The organism is Mucilaginibacter litoreus, assembly GCF_042676805.1.
Taxonomy (GTDB): Bacteria; Bacteroidota; Bacteroidia; order Sphingobacteriales; family Sphingobacteriaceae; genus Mucilaginibacter; species Mucilaginibacter litoreus.
In genome coordinates this window covers 381,703-398,601 of sequence record NZ_JBHTHZ010000003.1, presented here as the reverse complement: position 1 = coordinate 398,601, position 16,899 = coordinate 381,703, and the positions used below count along the sequence as shown (strand labels likewise).

Here is a 16,899-nt window from a genome sequence, read left to right as displayed (position 1 = left end):
GCATGGTTTTTGACTTCATACGCGCGAACGATTGATTGTATTTATTTCTATTGATTTGAAAACCCTGTTAATACCCTTTTTTTGTTTATTTATTTGCTGTGTAACATCATTAAATATTTTTGGGCAGGAAAATACATATAGCTCTCCCGATTATTTTTACAGCAACTTATTTAACGACGGAAGTTTGCATTCTTTCTCGCAAAGAGATACAACAACGAGTCACCAGAGCATTCAAATTTCTTCAACATCTCCACTTAGCGGAAGCGGTTCTTTAAGATCTGTTAACAGGTCTACTCCCTATGTAAATGCAATTACCGGCACGTTACTGACATCTGGTACTAACCTTGCCGATGGTAACCGGTATGAATTTGATTTCTTATATAAATACACTTCCTCTGACGCGAATGGCAGCGACGTTACAGACTTTTCTCCAAGTGGTCTTGGGAATAACAAAGGCGGATGGCGTTTTTGGATCAATGCCAGCAGCAAAACGCCATCTTCAGACAATTCAGCCAAAGGCCTTTATTTTTGTCAGGTAGGTAAATCGCTGCAGTTTTACTCAAAAGAATCGCAGTGGTATACCAGATCTGTATTTAGTTATGATTTAGATCCCGGTAAAACTTACATTATAAAGCTTGTTGTTGAATCAGGCAGATATCGGCTTTTCATAGATCCATACTATGTTTATTCAAACAAAAGTACACAGCGCGGGGGCGATGTTAACTTTAATGAGGGTTTAAGTAGCTACTCTTTTACAGTGCTTGAAATGGACGAAAGACGTGCCAGTCAAAATTTTCAGTTTGATGATCTGAAGATTTACCGCCCAACCATAAAACTAACTTCAAACGCTGCATTAAACACTAATGCGGTAGGTATCAGCAATCCTAATATTGCCCAGGGCCAAAAAGATATTATCGCTTTAGGTTACAGTATAGAGGCAAGAGGTATTTACAATTTAACCTCGTTGTCTTTTGACTTAAGCAACGGTAATATGAGTACCTTTTTCAGTTCGATAAGGGTTTACCGCTCTTATGATAATTCATTTTCAGTAACGGCCGATACGTTGGTTTATACTATAACACCTCCCGGGAGCTCTAATTTAACTTATAGCACTTCCATGGAGCTGTATGCTGCCCCTGTAACAAGCACACCTGTATATTATTTTATTGTATTTGATTTAAGAACAGATTTTGATTATAACATTAACGAAACAAATTCACTCAGGCTTCAAAATATTTCGATTAAATATAATGACAATAACGGCGGTAATAAAACACTGACTACGAATTACAGCGGCCAGCAGTTTACAGCCTATCTTGCTTACAAATGGCTTGGAAATACAAGCGACTGGAATACCAACACCAACTGGTACTACGACACCTATCGATATTACAGCCCATATGGGCCTGTCGGTACTCCGGCAACAGCCCCGCCTAATGGCTCTTATGTTTTGATACCTTCAACTGCGACCACATCCCCTATTGCTACCGCCGACCTGAGTGTGGCAGGCTTGAATATACAAACCGGTAAAACATTGACTTTGAACAACGCCTCGCTTACTGTAACTAAAGAAATGACTGGCGATGGCAGCCTTGCATTTACCGGAAATACCTCAAAATCCTTAACTCTTTCCAGCGGTGTTACAACCACAATTACAAATCTTAATATTGATAAAGGCGCTTTAAATAAATCACTGACTTTAACGTCGGGTAATGCCATGCTTAATGTTACAGGTACAATTACAGTAACAAAAGGAACCTTAAAAGTTAATAGTAATACCTTAACGCTCAAATCTTCAGCAGCAGGTACAGCGTCTGTTGCCAAAATAGATATTACCAAAGCAGCAATAACGGGCCCGGTTGCTGTTGAACGTTATGTTACAGGGGGAGGCGGCTATAACCAGACACGAAGCAATTACACAACCCGTAACTATCGTATTTTATCGTCGCCAGTATGGACGGATGTTGTTTCCGGAAACAATGTCTCCACCTTGAGCTATATGGCAACCAGCGCTATAGTAACCGGCGCTACAGGTGGTTATACATCAACGGGTAATGCAACAATTTATTTATATAATGAAAACTTCGCCGGCACAAGTTCATCATTTTCCTCCAGCAACTTCAGGCCGGTAACAGATATTTCAGGTCCTGCTTTAACCGTAGGTGGTGCGGCAAATTATTTGTATCCAGGTACCGGCTTTTTGTTTTATTATCGCGGTGATAAAATCAATAACCTTTCTGCTAAAACCGCGCCACCGTATGTAGCGCCAGAAAGCGTGGTTTTTTCAAATACCGGAACCATCAATCAAGGCCCTATTGCTATTAAAGATTTTTATGGCAACACTACATGGACAAAGCATACCACAGCATCACCAGCCTTTCAGGGCCTTACCCTTGTTGGTAACCCCTATCCATCGGCAATTGACTGGGAGAAAACCGTTGGTTTTGATACAACAGGTAAAATAAGCAACACTATCTGGGGCTTTAATTATATTACCAATCAGTATGAGGCCTATACCAGGGCGACAGGCGGTGCTACTAATGGCAATATTATTATGAGCGGCCAGGCGTTTTTTGTAAAAAACACCGGTGCCGACGGCTCTACCGCTTCGCTTACCATCAATGAAGATGCTAAAACTTCATCGCAAACCACACTTTCTTCTAATTTATTGTTAGGCTTACCCAAAGGCAGCGAATTACCTATTAGCCGCATTAAATTACAGTTATACCTTGATGCTTTAAATTATGATAATGTTTTGATAGCACTGCGGGATGGTGCTGACGAAAAATTCAACGAACAGGAAGATGGCGTGGATATAGGCGGCAGCGGCGCATATGAAAGTATGTCGGTACTGTCAAGCGATGAGGTTTATTTAGCTAACAATGCTATACCTTACCCAACACAACAGGCAAAAACAGTACCTGTTTATGTTAGCGCTACCTCTTCGGGCATCTATCAAATTAAAAAAACAGGTATAGAAAATCTGCCGAAATTATACGATGTGTGGCTGATGGATAGCTTTACAAAAGATTCGCTTGATCTGCGCGCTAACCAAACTTATAACTTCAATATAGACAAAGCCAATCCGGCAACCTTTGGTAAAGACCGCTTTAAAGTTGTTATAAGGCAGAATCCGGCAATGGCTTTAAAGCTGCTTGGTTTTGATGCTTCTAAAGTTACCACCGGTGTACAACTGGCATGGACAACCGAAAACGAAAGCAATTATACCAATTTCACCATCGAACGTAGTACCGATGGCGGTAAAAACTTTGAGATCATCGGCAGCCTGCATTCATCAGATTTAGGTAAGTATGTATTGATTGATAAAGCGCCCGTTAAGGGGTTAAACCAGTACAGGCTTAAACAAGATGATATAAACGGCACCATCAGCTACTCGGATATTGTAAAGGTGATGTATGCTTATAAAAGTGACAATGCACTTGCCACCATCAGCGTATATCCAAACCCAACCGCCAGTACCATCAATGTGGCCATACCATCAAATAACAACGCCACATCATATAGTATCCGTGTAACAAACGGCACAGGCACCATAGTAAAGTCTGTAACTACTAATAATTCCAACTGGCAGGGCAATGTAAGTGACTTAATGCCGGGAACTTACTTTGTGCAAATAACAGATAACAGCACACGGGCAACCATTGGCAATAGTAAATTCATTAAGCTATAATTGATCACACACTAACTATATGATTAAAAGAATTTTTCTTTTCCTGATTATTTTTATTTTGAATGCAGCAGTTGTTTTAGCGGACGACCCGCCATTTGAAAATCCTTGTGAAGGTCATGATATTGATGATCCTACTCCCTGCGAGTTGCCCCTTGATACCTGGGTTTATGTATTAGTTTTTGCTGCTATTATTTTTGGTGCCTATAAACTTTATCAAAAAAATAAGGCAGTAACAGCTATTCAATAATTATTATCACGATATAAAAGCAAAAGGGATGCTGTGAGCATCCCTTTTGCTTTTATATACATCTTGAAGTTATGATTTTACTGAAGGCGAGGCTAATTGTAACTGATTGATAATACCATCAACAACTTTAGGAATATCGTTCATGGTTTTCTTAGGGTTTTGCAATTCGCCAACACCATAGCCGCGCCATACTATCTGCTGTGTTCTGCTGTCTATAAGGTCAATGATGATGGTGCCTTCTTTATACCGTACTTTTTGTGCATAGCCCGGGCCGTAAAATCCGCCGTAATAGCCACCCCAGCCCCATGGGCGGTACCAGCCATATCCATAGCCCCAACCCCATCCCCAACCAGGGTAACCGTATCCATAATAAGGGTAGCTAACTTCATACTTGGTCCCGCGGCCCGTCACGGTACCATAACGCACCAATAAGTCAGGGTTTTCCTGCTGAAGGGTAAGGCCTTTGGCCGTCAAAGCCTGCCTGGTTGCCTCTTGTATCTTACCGTTCCCAATTTCATCAAGCGGTCGCCATTGTTTGTTAGGGTTTTTCATGGGTGCGGCCCAGGCAAAGGTTTTATAAGCGCTAAGGTTGGTTTTGTTGGCTGCAGCAACATAATAATTGTAACTGCTGCATGCAGAGAGTACCGACACAAAACTTACTGCCAATACTAAATAAATATATCTTTTCATGATGTCACCAGGATTTTATAACCGTTAGACTAAGATATGCGCAAAGGTTTAATTGTAAAATACTTAAATATAAAAATTCTTAAGTAAGATATTTCCCTACCAGTGGCATACGCCGCCCCATACCAAATGCCTTTGGTGATACCCTTAAAATTGGTGGGGTTTGATAACGTTTATGCTCTGCAAGGTTAACCAGCCGTAATACTTTACGTACTGTTTCCTCGTCAAAACCCTGCTTAATAATCTCTGCAGAAGAACGCCGGTGCTCTACGTATTGCACCAGTATGGCATCAAGTGTGTCATACTCAGGTAATGAGTCGGTATCTTTTTGGTCGGGCCTTAGCTCTGCTGAAGGTGGTTTAATAATAGTATTCTCTGGTATTATCTCCCGCTCGCGATTCATGTATCTGGCCAGCTGAAATACCTGCGATTTAAATACATCGCCAATTACCGAGATTCCACCGCACATATCTCCGTATAAGGTACCGTAACCTACAGCTACTTCGCTTTTGTTCGATGTATTAAGCAGGATATAACCAAACTTATTGGTCATGGCCATTAAAAGTACCGCCCTGCTTCGCGATTGAATGTTCTCTTCTGCAATATTAAAGGGAAGATTTTTAAACTGAGGATGTAAAGCTTCCTCAAACGCATTTGTTATCTTCTCAATAGCAATCACTTCAGATTTGCATCCCAGGTTTTCTACCAGGTCTTTCGCATCCTTTAAAGAATGATCTGTAGAAAATTTAGAAGGCAGTAAAACCGCCATCACATTCTCCGGGCCAAGTGCCTCCGCAGCTAATGCACATACCACCGCAGAGTCTATCCCTCCGGAAAGACCTAAAATTGCCTGCTTAAAACCAGATTTATAAAAGTAATCGCGTATACCTAATACAATGCCGTCATGTATTTGTTGTATATCGCTGTCGCGCTGCGGCTTAATGGTAGTTTGATGCTCAAAGGTAATTTCACCTGTATCGGTAAGCGTATAATAGGCTGTATGCTCCGTAAAATAAGGCAATTCGTCAACAGCGTTACCTTGTTTATCAAAAACGAGCGATCCGCCATCAAATATCAGTTCTGTTTGTGCGCCAACATGGTTTACATAAAGCAATGGCAATTTATAACGGCGTGCGTTATCACTTAAAATAGCTATGCGTTCCTCGTCGTGATTATAAGCAAAAGGCGATGCGGCAATGTTTATCATTACATCGGGGTTTTGCTCTATCAGGGTATCCATTGGCCGCGTAACGTACAACGGATTTTCAATGGTATTCCAAAGGTCTTCGCAAATAGTCAGCGCGATACGTTTACCTTTAAAATCAATGCAGTTAAACTGGGTAGATGGTTCAAAGTAACGGTATTCATCAAAAATATCGTAATTAGGTAAAAGCGCCTTATTAACTATTGCTTTTACTTGCCCGTTTTCAATAAAGTATGCAGAGTTATTAAGATCTTTACCCTCTGGCTTATTATTATGGGTTGGGATGCCTATGATACAGGCGATATCCTGGCATTCGGCGGCTATTTTTTGTGCAGCTTCATTGCACAATTCAATAAACTCATTAAACTCTAAAAAGTCGCGGGCCGGGTAACCACAAACACACAACTCGGCAAATACAACCAGGTCTGCACCTTTTTGCTTTGCATCCCGTATACTCTGTATAATTTTGTTGGTGTTCGATTCAAAATTGCCAATATGATAATTAAGCTGTGCTAATCCTATTTTCATACGTTGTTAGTAGCTGCGGTTTCGGCGCTAATGCAAATAAAAAAATTATTTTTGCCAAAACGCTATGGTGATGTTTAATTCTTATAAAACACCGGTTATTTGTATATGTTTTTTCGCCCTGGCTTTGTTAACAGCCTGCGGTCGGAAAAAAAAGGTTGACGTAAGTGATATTCCTGTTAACGTAACCATACAACGTTTCGACAAAGATTTTGATGCCATGCGCACCAAACCTATGGATCAGCAGGCTGGGTTGCTATACAGCAAATACGGGGCATTTTACCAGGACTTTATCGAACGTATTTTAAAGGTAGGCAGCGCACAGGATACCGCCTATTATAAAACACTTCGGGAGGTATTTAAGGGCAAAGCATATACCGATTTGAAACATGACGTAGATGCAGCGTTTCCGGACATGGATAAACAAAATGAACAGTTGACAGACGCCTTTAGGCGGATTAAATATTACTTCCCACAAAAAAAACTTCCAAAAGTTTATGCTTACTTTTCCGGCTTTCAGGCGCAAACATCTATTGGCGACGGCTACTTTGGTATTGGGTTGGACCTTTTTCTTGGCGCCGACTCAAGGTTTTACCCTGCGCTGGTAGAAAGTTTTCCGCATTATATTTCGCGCCGGTTTACGCCTGATAATATTGCGCCGCGCGTTGTTGAAGGCATTGCCCGCGAAGACATGTTTCCTGAAAGGGAGCAGGATAGATCGCTGCTGGCCAAAATGGTTTATAACGGTAAGATATTGTACTTTATGGACCAAACACTGCCCGATGTGCCCGACTCAACCAAAATAGGATACACTGCACAACAAATTAAATGGTGCGAGGAATTTAAAGGGAGCATCTGGGGATATTTTCTTGAAGAAAACCTGCTTTATGAAACCGACTATCAAAAGATACAAAAGTATCTGACCGAGGCGCCCTTTACTCCGGGCTTAGGGGACAAGAATGATTCTGCGCCTAAATTAGCTGTATGGACCGGCTGGCAGATAGTAAAACAATACATGGATAAACACCCAGACATTACACTCCCTCAGTTAATGGCCGATCATGATGCGCAAAAAATATTAAACGAATCTAAATACAGGCCAAAAGATATGAAAGAGTAACTAATTAGCGGATATAAGACATAAAAAAAGCGCTACCGGTAACCGGTAGCGCTTTTGTATTTTGGTTAATTAAGATTACTTTAATATAGCAAATACTGCCCTAAGCACAAGTATGGAACCAACAACCATAAGGATATTACCTATAGCAGATGCAAGGCCGAAATCGGCAAAGCGAATGAAAACACCTACTAAACCTACAACAATAGCTAATATTAAAGCTATGTAATGTTTTTCTGAATTTGCGTTTTGAGTTGATGATGCCATTGCTAATAAATTTGAGGCAAAAATATAAATGTTTACCAAAAAAGCCATTAATTTTCGCCCTAAAATTAATTATTTTTTGCTCCAGCCTTGTGGCAGGTTTTCCTCTATCTCAATATTTTCGAACTCCGCGCTTGCGCGTGAACCCACTACTTTTGCCCAGGCAGCCATCTTTGCAATACCTTCCTGCAGGCTTACATTTTTGCTGTTACCAAACACACCCGCGGCTTTTGAGTGGTCGCTATGCGCGTGCATCACCTCTTTGCGTGCTTCCAGATAGGTAACTTTTGGCTCAACTTCTAATTCTTTAGATACTACCTGTACCAACTCATTAACAGTGTAAGGCTTATCAGCGCCAACATTAAATACCTCGTTGTAAGCTGCAGGGATGTTTACTGAGTTAGCAATATGCGGTGCTACATCATCAATATAACTGAAGGCACGGGTTTGCTCGCCATCACCAAATATGGTCATTGGCTTATCCTGCATAATCTGGTTCATAAAAATACCAATAACATTACGGTACTTATCGCCGATGTTTTGGTTTTCGCCATATACATTATGCGGACGGAAGATCACATAATTTAAGCCGAACATGTGATGTGCTGCTTTAAGATCCATTTCAACAGCGTACTTTGCAACGCCGTACGGATCTTCCGGCTGTGGCACCATGCTCTCCAACATTGGCAACTGGCCCGCGCCATACACCGCAATTGAGGAGGTAAATACAAAACACTTAACTTTATATAGCACGGAAAGGTTGATAAGGTTCACCGAACCGATAAGGTTATTATTATAATTAAACCTGCGGATAAAGTGAGATAATCCTTCTGCCGCATAAGCCGCCAGGTGGTAAACATAATCAAACTGATGCTCGGCAAAAAGCTTTTCTAACAATGGCACATCGTTGATAGATCCTTTAATAAACTCGGCGCCTTCTGGTATGTGGTCTTCAAAGCCACCGCTCAAGTCGTCTAACACTATAACTTTATGGCCAAGGCCTAAACAATGTTTGGCTACATGCGAACCTATGAATCCGGCGCCGCCGGTAATTAATGAAGTGATCATATCCTTTTAGAATCTAAATTTATAATTTGCTTTAAAAATAGCATTATTCACAAGCCTTTTAAATGCTTTGGTTCACAATTTACAAAAACCAAGCCGCGTAAAGCCCGACTTACTGTTTTACAATCTATGGTTGTAGGTCGATTGTTATTAGAAACGTATAACTAAATGTTTTTCAATTAATTATCTATAACCAATAATACTATATGCCCAATATTGCAGAACAAACTAACTTTAAAAGGTGCAAAACTTAAATAAAAGGCAATGCTTTAACTTCAAGATATGCATTACGCTTGCGGCATAGCTACACCGAAACGTTGATTTAATTCCACGTATTAAAACAGAGCACTAACGGCTACCTTTCAACGCCCCATACAGAAACAGACCCGGCACGTACAAAAAATTCTGCCCAACCATCATCGCCTACGGTTATCTTGGCATCGTGCTTTCCTAAATAATCAACAAAAATTTTACCTGCATGGCGCACACCAATTTCCATGTGCTTGCTGCCTTCTTCGCTGTTTGATAAAAGAACCGCGCAACCAGAGCTATCGTGTTCATCATCTCCTTCGCGTGTCCAGCCTATACAATTAGGATGGTCAAAATAGTCGCGTTGCATACCGTAGGTTAAATGTTTTCTTAAGTACAGCAGCGCTTCAAGCTCTGCAACCGATGCAATATTTACGTTATGCTCGTTGCCATCATCGCCTTTGTCTGTATAAGAAGCCCCATAAAGGTCAGCGTAAAATACGCAGGGATACCCTTTTTCCCGCAGCAATATTAACGCATAAGCCAATGGTTTAAACCAAGCCTCAACAGGTTGCGTTAACGATTGTAATGGCTGGGTGTCATGATTCTCTACTAATGTAACAGCTTTATCAGGATTGGCTGCAACCAGCGTATTATCAAATATTTTTGTCAGATCGTACTCATTGCCTTGTACGGATGCCTGGTGAATATTGTTATGTAAGGGCGCATCAAATAACGACATGCGCGCGCCGGTAGCTTCAATATACTGCTCCAACAAAGGCAGATCGTAACTCCAGTACTCGCCAACAGTAAAAAATTCCTGCCCGGTTTCGTTACGCATGTAATCTAACCAATCATTAAAAAAATCATAAGAGATATGCTTAACAGCATCCAGCCGCATACCATTGAAGCCTATGGTATCATGATACCATTTCCCCCATCGCTTCAACTCGTCGCGCACTGCCGGGTTCCGAAACTCGATATCATTAAACATCAAGTAATCAAAATTTCCATTTTCATCGCCTACCACGTTTTCCCATGCATCGCCATACTGATTCTGGATACTGTAAATAGCAGTTTCTCCGGTTGAGTTATCAAAATCTACTCCGCTGAAGCATTGCCAATCCCACACAAACTGCGAATACTGCCCCTGCCTGCCCGGAAAAGTAAATTTAGTGAAAGCTTCAATCTCATAAGAGTCACTTATAAACTCCTCACGGTTTTCAGGGTTAACTTTTTTCACGGTAAAGCGTTCGGTTTCGTCGCCACCTCCCATGTGGTTTAGTACAATATCCACATACACATTTAAGCCTGCTTCGTGTGCCGCATTAACCGCATCTATAAGTTGCTGTTTGCTGCCATATTTTGTAGCAACAGAACCCTTTTGATCAAACTCGCCTAAATCATAAATATCATAAACATCATATCCTACCGAGTACCCTCCTGCTGCGCCCTTACTTGCCGGTGGCAGCCAAACTGTATCTATCCCTATCTGCTTTAACTTTTGTGCTTCATTTTTCAAATGCTCCCAATGGCCGGCACCTCCGGGTAAATACCATTCAAAAAACTGCATCATTGTAAAATTTTCCATAATTGAATTTATTGAAGCTACAACCCAACTTCATAATTATGGTTTTATTTACCTGTTTTTAATTACTTTAGTTTGATGGAAAATCAAACCTTTGTTCATCTGCAGTTTTTGCGCAATACCCTGTTGTCATTACCAGGTGTAACAGAAAAGAAAGCTTATGGCACCCCGGCATTTTACGCAGGTAAGAAAATTTTCTGCCGGCTTCAGGATGATTGGAATACATTGGTATTAGCCAATAACACGCGCGAAGAACTACTGCAAACACAGCCCGAAACATTTTTTATTACTGATCACTACCTTAATTACGATTATGTTTTAGTTAACATGACCAGTGTCGAGCCTGCCCAACTTAAACAACTTTTATTAGAAGCATGGAAGTTAAGGGCCAACAAAAGCTTGATCAAGCAACTTGAAACAACAGTTAATGATTAAGTAACTTAAGCCGCTTTGGCATCATACTTGTAAATATTTAAGTAACATTTACTTAAATAAAAAAATCATGGGCTTAATTAAATTTATAGCAGTTGGCGCTGCCGTTGGGTTAGGAATAAATTATTTAACCAAAAAAAGGGCTGACGGAAGATCGGTATTAGATGATATTACAGACAAAGCGCCTGAATGGATTGACAAGGCTAAAAACTTTGCAACCGACCAGGCAGACATTATTGCCGAGCGGGTAAAATCATAAAACGTTAAAGCCTTCCAATCCCGGAAGGCTTTTTTTTTGCAAATGCCCCAATACCCTGCAATTAAGTAATACTTAACTATTTATTAACCAATGTTTAACTGCTAACAGTATAATTTAAATAACGCCAATAAATTTTTAGAAGGGTATGCTAACGTATATATTAGCTGATTAAAGTAACAGCGAAATCTTGAACCCATTGACCGACAGTGTAAGTATTTGCGGAAAATACTGCGAAAAACCTCATGTTCATGTTGCTTCAAAAGCCTCCTTAAGTGAGCAGGTCACCGATTTCTTTAGTAAGCTATTTGACACTGCGGATTTCCCTGCCCGCTGGCATTGCGGCACATGGACAGATTTTCATGGCTGGTTATACATAGTTTCAGACATTGGCATCTGGGCCTCTTATTTCGCTATTCCTTTATTATTACTCAGGCTTGTACGCAAACGAAAGGACCTACCTTTTCATAAAATTTTCCTGCTATTTGTAGCATTCATATTACTATGCGGCGCAACGCATCTGATTGATGCAGGCATTTTCTGGTGGCCTGTTTACCGCTTTAGCGCACTGGTACGTTTTTTAACAGCTATTGTCTCAATTTTTACTGTTTACGCGCTTTACAGGGTGATTCCCTTAGCGTTTAACCTAAGAACTATTAAAGACCTTGAAGCCGAAATAGAAAAACGCAAAGCAGTAGAGGATAAACTGGCCGCAAGTGAGTTTTTATTATCTGAAGCTGGCCGTATAAGCCGTGTTGGTGGCTGGGAGGCCGACCTGTTAAATGATAAGCGAACATGGAGCAATACTGTGTATGATATTTTCGAGCTGCCTTATGATGCTGATCTGAGAATTTATAAGGCATCTGAGTACTTTTCCGGGCCTTACCTGCAAATGATAGATGCAGCCATTGACAACGCCCTCAGAAACGGTGTTAAATGGGACCTGGAGCTACAGATGACCACCGCAAAAGGCAATACAATATGGGTACGTTCTACCGGCGAACCTTTGGTTGACAGGATAACCCATACAACTAAGCTTCGTGGTATATTTATGGATATAGACCGTTATAAAATAAATGAGCTGGCCCTTAACAAATCTCTGGAGCTAACCACCCAAAATAATCAGCAACTAAAAAACTTTACGCATATATTATCACATAATATTCGCAATCATGCCAGTAATATGGCCCTTATTTCATCATTAGTTGATGTAACTAAACTTGATGAAGGCAATGCAGAGTTGTTTGGTAAAATGAACAGTGTAAGCAGTGCACTTAACCAAACACTTGAAGACCTTTCTGAAGCCATCCGTATAAAAGATACCGTTATTGAAAGTGAAGTGCTTGATATAAAAACAGAAATTGAACGGGTAGTAAATATCTTTCGCTCTGACCTGAACATTAATAACGCCCGTATAGATATAGATTTGCAGGTTAAAAATGTCAGCTTCCCCAAAATTTACCTCGAAAGCATACTTACAAACTTAATATCCAATTGCATAAAATACAGAAATCAGCAGGTACCTTTGCGCATAAAAATAAGTACCTATAAAAATAACAACCTTGAAACAATTATGGAGTGTACAGATAACGGTTTAGGTATAGACTTAAAACTACACGGAAGTAAGATATTTGGGTTATATAAAACCTTTCATGACCGAAAAGATGCGCATGGCGTAGGATTATTCCTGGTAAAAACTCAGGTAGAATCGCAGGGCGGGCATATTGAAGTTGAAAGTTCACCGGGAAAAGGATCCACTTTTAAAATTATATTTTAATGAAAAAAATAAGTATCGCGTGTGTAGTTGATGATGATGAGATATATACATTTTCGGTTAAGCGTATTATTGCCAAAGCAGACATTGCCGAAAAAACCATATTTTTTCATAACGGGCAGGTTGCCCTTGATTTTTTGATAGCAAACATGCAGCACACGCAGGACTTGCCAGACCTGATTCTGCTTGACCTGAATATGCCTGTGCTTGACGGCTGGCAGTTTTTAGATGAGTTTGCTGCCATAATGCCTGGTTTTAGTAAAAGGATAACAGTTTATATTGTAAGCTCATCTATAGACCAGGCAGATTACGAACGTGCAAAAGCAATTGAACTGGTAACTGGTTTTATTGTAAAACCTTTAACGGTAAATCATCTGCATGACATTCTATCCCAATTACATGCTTAAAAAAAAACCGGTGCTGGTGTGCACCGGTTTTTTTTACTTATTATCATCATAAAAGCTTGGAGCGATAGCTACAGACAAAAGTGCCTGCATGTGTTTATCCAGCAGCTTTTTCCACCAAAACTGGTAATTGCGTGGGTAAACTATCCTGTCTTCATGATCCTTTCGGCAAAGCTCCTCTAATGCAAGCAGCTTATACATAACTTTACGCGAATGATCTACAACCGCATGAGATCTTTTTGTGTACCCAAGCATCTCATTAATTTCACGGTTTGTTTTACCCCGAAGTATCAAATTAAAAATATCAATGTGGTGGGTGGAAAATCCCTTTGTTTTAAGGGTTGGCCTGGTAATAGCAATAGCATTATTTTTCATAATTGGTTCTCCTTACTACTCTAATTTTATCACGGTGAATTCTGTACGTCGGTTCAGCTGCCTTCCGGCAGGGTTATCTTTGCCATTAGGCAGTTTGTTTGGTGCTATCGGTTTGCGTTCGCCATATCCTTTAGGATATATCCGGCTTTCGTCTATACCCATGCTGATAATGTAGTTTACACAAGCCTGTGCACGCTTATATGATAGTCGCAAATTATAGCTGTCAGTTCCTTTAGAATCAGTATGGGCAGCAAGCTCAACCCTTATTTTCGGGTTATCTTTCATAATGGTCACCAATCCGTTTAAGATCGTTTTTGACTCTGCCCGCAACGTAGCTTTATCGTAGTCATAAAGCACATTCTCAATAACAATAGGCTTATCTACCTTAAACGCCTGCAGGCATATTTCAGGATTATATAAAGTATCGCCGCTCATTTTACCGGATGCAGGCACAGGCAATACCTTAGTGAAGTAACCAGCCTTCTCGAGTACCAGATTATATGGCCTGTTTGTCCTGACCTCAAAAGTATAGCGTGCTGTTGCGTCAGTTACTATATTTTTTATGGTTTGCTTGCTAAGCGAGTCCACAAAACTTACTTTAACGCCCGGTAATGCCTTACGGGTATTGCAATCAACCACCAGGCCTGTAAGTATGTACCGCTTATCAATTCCCTCAAACAGGTTAAGGCAGCAGTCAGACTCGCGGTCGGAGCTGATATAAAACTTGTTCGGATTTGAACCATCGGGTACATAGTATAGATCATCCTTCGCCGAGTTCATCGGATACCCCATATTGACCGGTGTGGCCCAACGGCCGTTTTGGTTATAACTTTCAAAAAAATCATAACCGCCTAAACCAATAAATCCTTTAGAGCTATAAACAAGCCGTTTACTCAGCACATCGTAGTAAGGTGCCTGCTCATTCATATTGGTATTTACATTACTACCCAGATTAACTGAGTTTAAAGGGCTACCGTTGTTATCCAGATCAGCCACCCAGATATCATCGCCACCCCGGCCGCCCGGTTTGGTGGACACAAAATATAATTGTTTACCATCGGCAGTTACAAACGGCTGAATAGAGTTGTAACCTTCAGCATTTACGTTATTATTTAATTTTTGAGGTGTACTCCAGGTGTCGCCTGCTTCCCTGTGGCTCCAGTAGATGGCATAAGTGCTTTTACTGCCTATTTTAAACCAGCGGGTAAAGTACATGCGCTGGCCATCCGGGGTAAAAGCCGGTGTGCCATACTCAATATCTTTTATACTTTCATCACTTTTAAATTTTACAACCTGCGGTTCGGCACTACCATCATTTTTCATGGTATAAAGCCTGTTGAGGTGTGTTTTTTCATCTTTTACAAATCTGGATGAGGTAAAGTAAGTATTACCATCTTTTAGATACATGGCATAATCAGACCCGTCCGAATTCCATGACCCGCTTCTTTTGCTCATATCAATTAGTAACGGATACTTATACTGTTCTTTTGCAAAGCGGCAGTTCATGATCTCCTTTTCGGCAACTGCCCTGTATTTAGCTTCGCCCTTAAAAGCAGTATTAAATTGTGTAAGCTGGGCGATAGCCTCATCAAAATGTTGATTAGCCCTCAGGCACACCCCATACCAAAGCCGGCTTAGCGGATACTGCGCCTCACTGCCTTCTTCCAGTACTTTGGCATACCAGGGTTCAGCCTCTAGGTAATTTTCGTACCCGCGGTAAGACTCACCTAAGCGGTAGCTGATATATGCACCGTCGGACGGTTTGGTGTTTTTTACAGCCTTTAGAGTTTTACCACCACCACTATAGGGAATAGACTGCTGGGTTATAAGACTCATACCTTCGGCAGCCCTGCGGTAATAATAGGCGGCCTCGTAAAAATCCTTGTTATCAAATGCCTTATCGCCTAACGCGCGCGGGTTATCTTTGCTATATTGCGCGTAACCCGCTGCGCTGGCCATTAGCATCAGGATAGTTAATAGTTTCTTTTTCATAATGTGTTTATCGGCAGGTTATAAGCGTGGACAAATAGGCTCGGGCTCCTGTATTCGCTTGCGGAACACATAGCTTATTGATAATTCCAAACCACCCTGCCCAAAGGTTGCCCTGTTTAATGATGATGTATTAAAATCATAGCTTGCACCTATGATCAGGCTATTTACATGGTATCCTACGTTAGCTACGGCGGCATCTTTGAACCTATACATTCCACCAAGGATCAGCCCCTTGTCGCCATCTATCTTTAATTCGCTGTAAGCGCCCGCTGCCTTTTCTTCGGCTTTTTGCTGCCTCATATAAATCGCATGCGGTACAAGGTCGAACCCGTCATTCACCTTAAAGCGTACCCCCGCGTGGGCGGTATACCGCATAGGTAATCTTGCTGATGTGCCTGTACTGGTGGCAATAGGGTCTTTAGAACGTGCAAGGTGAGATACACTTAACCCGCCAAACAAATTGGCCGAATGTGATGGATCACCGTCATAGTAAAACGCTCCGGCCCCGGCATCAAAAACTGTAGCGTTTGTATTTAGAAAGTTTTCGTTACTTGGCAGGGTTGGGTCAAAACCGCTGCTTGAGTTGAACTGGCTGCCGTATTGCGCTTTAGTAGCATCGAAGTACCGGTTGATCAACCCCGCCTGTACGCCAAAGCTTACCTTCTTATAACCGTCGTTTGATACGGCTATAGCATAAGCAAATGAACCATAAGCAGCAAAATAATTGTAACCGATATCGCCTGCAGCCTGGTTAATGATATTAAGGCCTACGCCAACTTTTTCGGTCGGTCTGAAATCTGCCGATATTGCACCGGTTTGATAAGCGTTATTGATATTAGCGTACTGATTTTTGAAATTTCCGTTAACCCGCAGGTCGCCGTTTATAACACCGGTAAGTGCTGGGTTAAGATAAAGCGGATAAGCATAGTATTGCGAAAAATGCGGATCTATCTGTGCTGAAAGGCGGTTTGCTGCTCCAACCTGGAGCAGCGCCGCTATCATAATTATTATCAATTTTCTCATGTGAGT

Annotated in this window: 15 protein-coding genes; 7 read left to right on the top strand and 8 right to left on the bottom strand. The window is 41.1% G+C overall.

What is annotated here, in order from left to right; genetic code table 11:
• Window positions 1–55 precede the first annotated feature (55 nt).
• Window positions 56–3,691, top strand: coding sequence for a T9SS type A sorting domain-containing protein (locus tag ACFQZX_RS07740; protein ID WP_377113378.1), 3,636 nt, complete (start codon window positions 56–58; stop codon window positions 3,689–3,691).
• Between the two features lie 19 nt (window positions 3,692–3,710).
• Entirely contained in the window at window positions 3,711–3,938 is a 228-nt protein-coding gene (locus ACFQZX_RS07735) for a hypothetical protein (RefSeq protein ID WP_377113375.1), read from the top strand.
• Window positions 3,939–4,007: 69 nt separating this feature from the next.
• On the opposite strand, the gene ACFQZX_RS07730 is transcribed toward ACFQZX_RS07735, so the two are convergent.
• Both ACFQZX_RS07730 and ACFQZX_RS07725 read right to left on the bottom strand, forming a co-directional pair.
• Window positions 4,008–4,628 (bottom strand): DUF4136 domain-containing protein, encoded by a 621-nt coding sequence (locus ACFQZX_RS07730; RefSeq protein WP_377113372.1) that lies wholly within the window; start codon window positions 4,626–4,628, stop codon window positions 4,008–4,010.
• A 79-nt stretch (window positions 4,629–4,707) separates the two neighbouring features.
• Window positions 4,708–6,357: an NAD+ synthase gene (locus ACFQZX_RS07725; RefSeq protein ID WP_377113369.1), complete on the bottom strand. Its 1,650-nt coding sequence runs from the start codon at window positions 6,355–6,357 to the stop codon at window positions 4,708–4,710.
• A 70-nt stretch (window positions 6,358–6,427) separates the two neighbouring features.
• Here ACFQZX_RS07725 and gldB point away from each other — a divergent pair, with 70 nt between their 5' ends.
• Window positions 6,428–7,474: a gliding motility lipoprotein GldB gene (gene gldB, locus ACFQZX_RS07720; RefSeq protein WP_449288927.1), complete on the top strand. Its 1,047-nt coding sequence runs from the start codon at window positions 6,428–6,430 to the stop codon at window positions 7,472–7,474.
• 75 nt (window positions 7,475–7,549) lie between these two features.
• Here the strand turns inward: gldB and ACFQZX_RS07715 are convergent, their stop codons facing one another.
• The 3 genes from ACFQZX_RS07715 to ACFQZX_RS07705 form a co-directional block, all read right to left on the bottom strand.
• The gene (locus ACFQZX_RS07715; RefSeq protein ID WP_377113363.1) at window positions 7,550–7,738 is read right to left on the bottom strand and encodes a hypothetical protein; all 189 of its coding nucleotides are present in this window, start codon (window positions 7,736–7,738) and stop codon (window positions 7,550–7,552) included.
• Between the two features lie 69 nt (window positions 7,739–7,807).
• Window positions 7,808–8,803: an NAD-dependent epimerase/dehydratase family protein gene (locus ACFQZX_RS07710; RefSeq protein ID WP_377113360.1), complete on the bottom strand. Its 996-nt coding sequence runs from the start codon at window positions 8,801–8,803 to the stop codon at window positions 7,808–7,810.
• A 352-nt stretch (window positions 8,804–9,155) separates the two neighbouring features.
• Complete coding sequence (locus ACFQZX_RS07705; RefSeq protein ID WP_377113357.1) at window positions 9,156–10,640, bottom strand: alpha-amylase; 1,485 nt, start codon at window positions 10,638–10,640, stop codon at window positions 9,156–9,158.
• Window positions 10,641–10,715: 75 nt separating this feature from the next.
• Here ACFQZX_RS07705 and ACFQZX_RS07700 point away from each other — a divergent pair, with 75 nt between their 5' ends.
• From ACFQZX_RS07700 to ACFQZX_RS07685, 4 genes are all read left to right on the top strand, one after another.
• Window positions 10,716–11,072: an MmcQ/YjbR family DNA-binding protein gene (locus ACFQZX_RS07700; RefSeq protein ID WP_377113354.1), complete on the top strand. Its 357-nt coding sequence runs from the start codon at window positions 10,716–10,718 to the stop codon at window positions 11,070–11,072.
• Between the two features lie 67 nt (window positions 11,073–11,139).
• Window positions 11,140–11,328: a YtxH domain-containing protein gene (locus tag ACFQZX_RS07695; RefSeq protein ID WP_377113351.1), complete on the top strand. Its 189-nt coding sequence runs from the start codon at window positions 11,140–11,142 to the stop codon at window positions 11,326–11,328.
• Window positions 11,329–11,515: 187 nt separating this feature from the next.
• On the top strand, window positions 11,516–13,102 hold the full coding sequence (locus ACFQZX_RS07690) for a sensor histidine kinase (protein WP_377113348.1): 1,587 nt from the start codon (window positions 11,516–11,518) through the stop codon (window positions 13,100–13,102).
• Window positions 13,102–13,506 carry a response regulator gene (locus tag ACFQZX_RS07685; RefSeq protein WP_377113345.1) on the top strand — a complete coding sequence of 135 codons (405 nt, stop codon included), beginning with the start codon at window positions 13,102–13,104 and terminating at the stop codon, window positions 13,504–13,506. The genes ACFQZX_RS07690 and ACFQZX_RS07685 overlap by 1 nt, the downstream gene beginning before the upstream one ends.
• Window positions 13,507–13,539: 33 nt before the next feature.
• Here the strand turns inward: ACFQZX_RS07685 and ACFQZX_RS07680 are convergent, their stop codons facing one another.
• From ACFQZX_RS07680 to ACFQZX_RS07670, 3 genes are read right to left on the bottom strand one after another with little or no spacing between them, the layout of a single operon-like run.
• On the bottom strand, window positions 13,540–13,878 hold the full coding sequence (locus ACFQZX_RS07680) for a hypothetical protein (RefSeq protein WP_377113343.1): 339 nt from the start codon (window positions 13,876–13,878) through the stop codon (window positions 13,540–13,542).
• 15 nt (window positions 13,879–13,893) lie between these two features.
• Window positions 13,894–15,870, bottom strand: coding sequence for an OmpA family protein (locus ACFQZX_RS07675; RefSeq protein WP_377113340.1), 1,977 nt, complete (start codon window positions 15,868–15,870; stop codon window positions 13,894–13,896).
• An 18-nt stretch (window positions 15,871–15,888) separates the two neighbouring features.
• The gene (locus tag ACFQZX_RS07670; RefSeq protein ID WP_377113337.1) at window positions 15,889–16,893 is read right to left on the bottom strand and encodes a PorP/SprF family type IX secretion system membrane protein; all 1,005 of its coding nucleotides are present in this window, start codon (window positions 16,891–16,893) and stop codon (window positions 15,889–15,891) included.
• Between the last annotated feature and the right edge of the window lie 6 nt (window positions 16,894–16,899).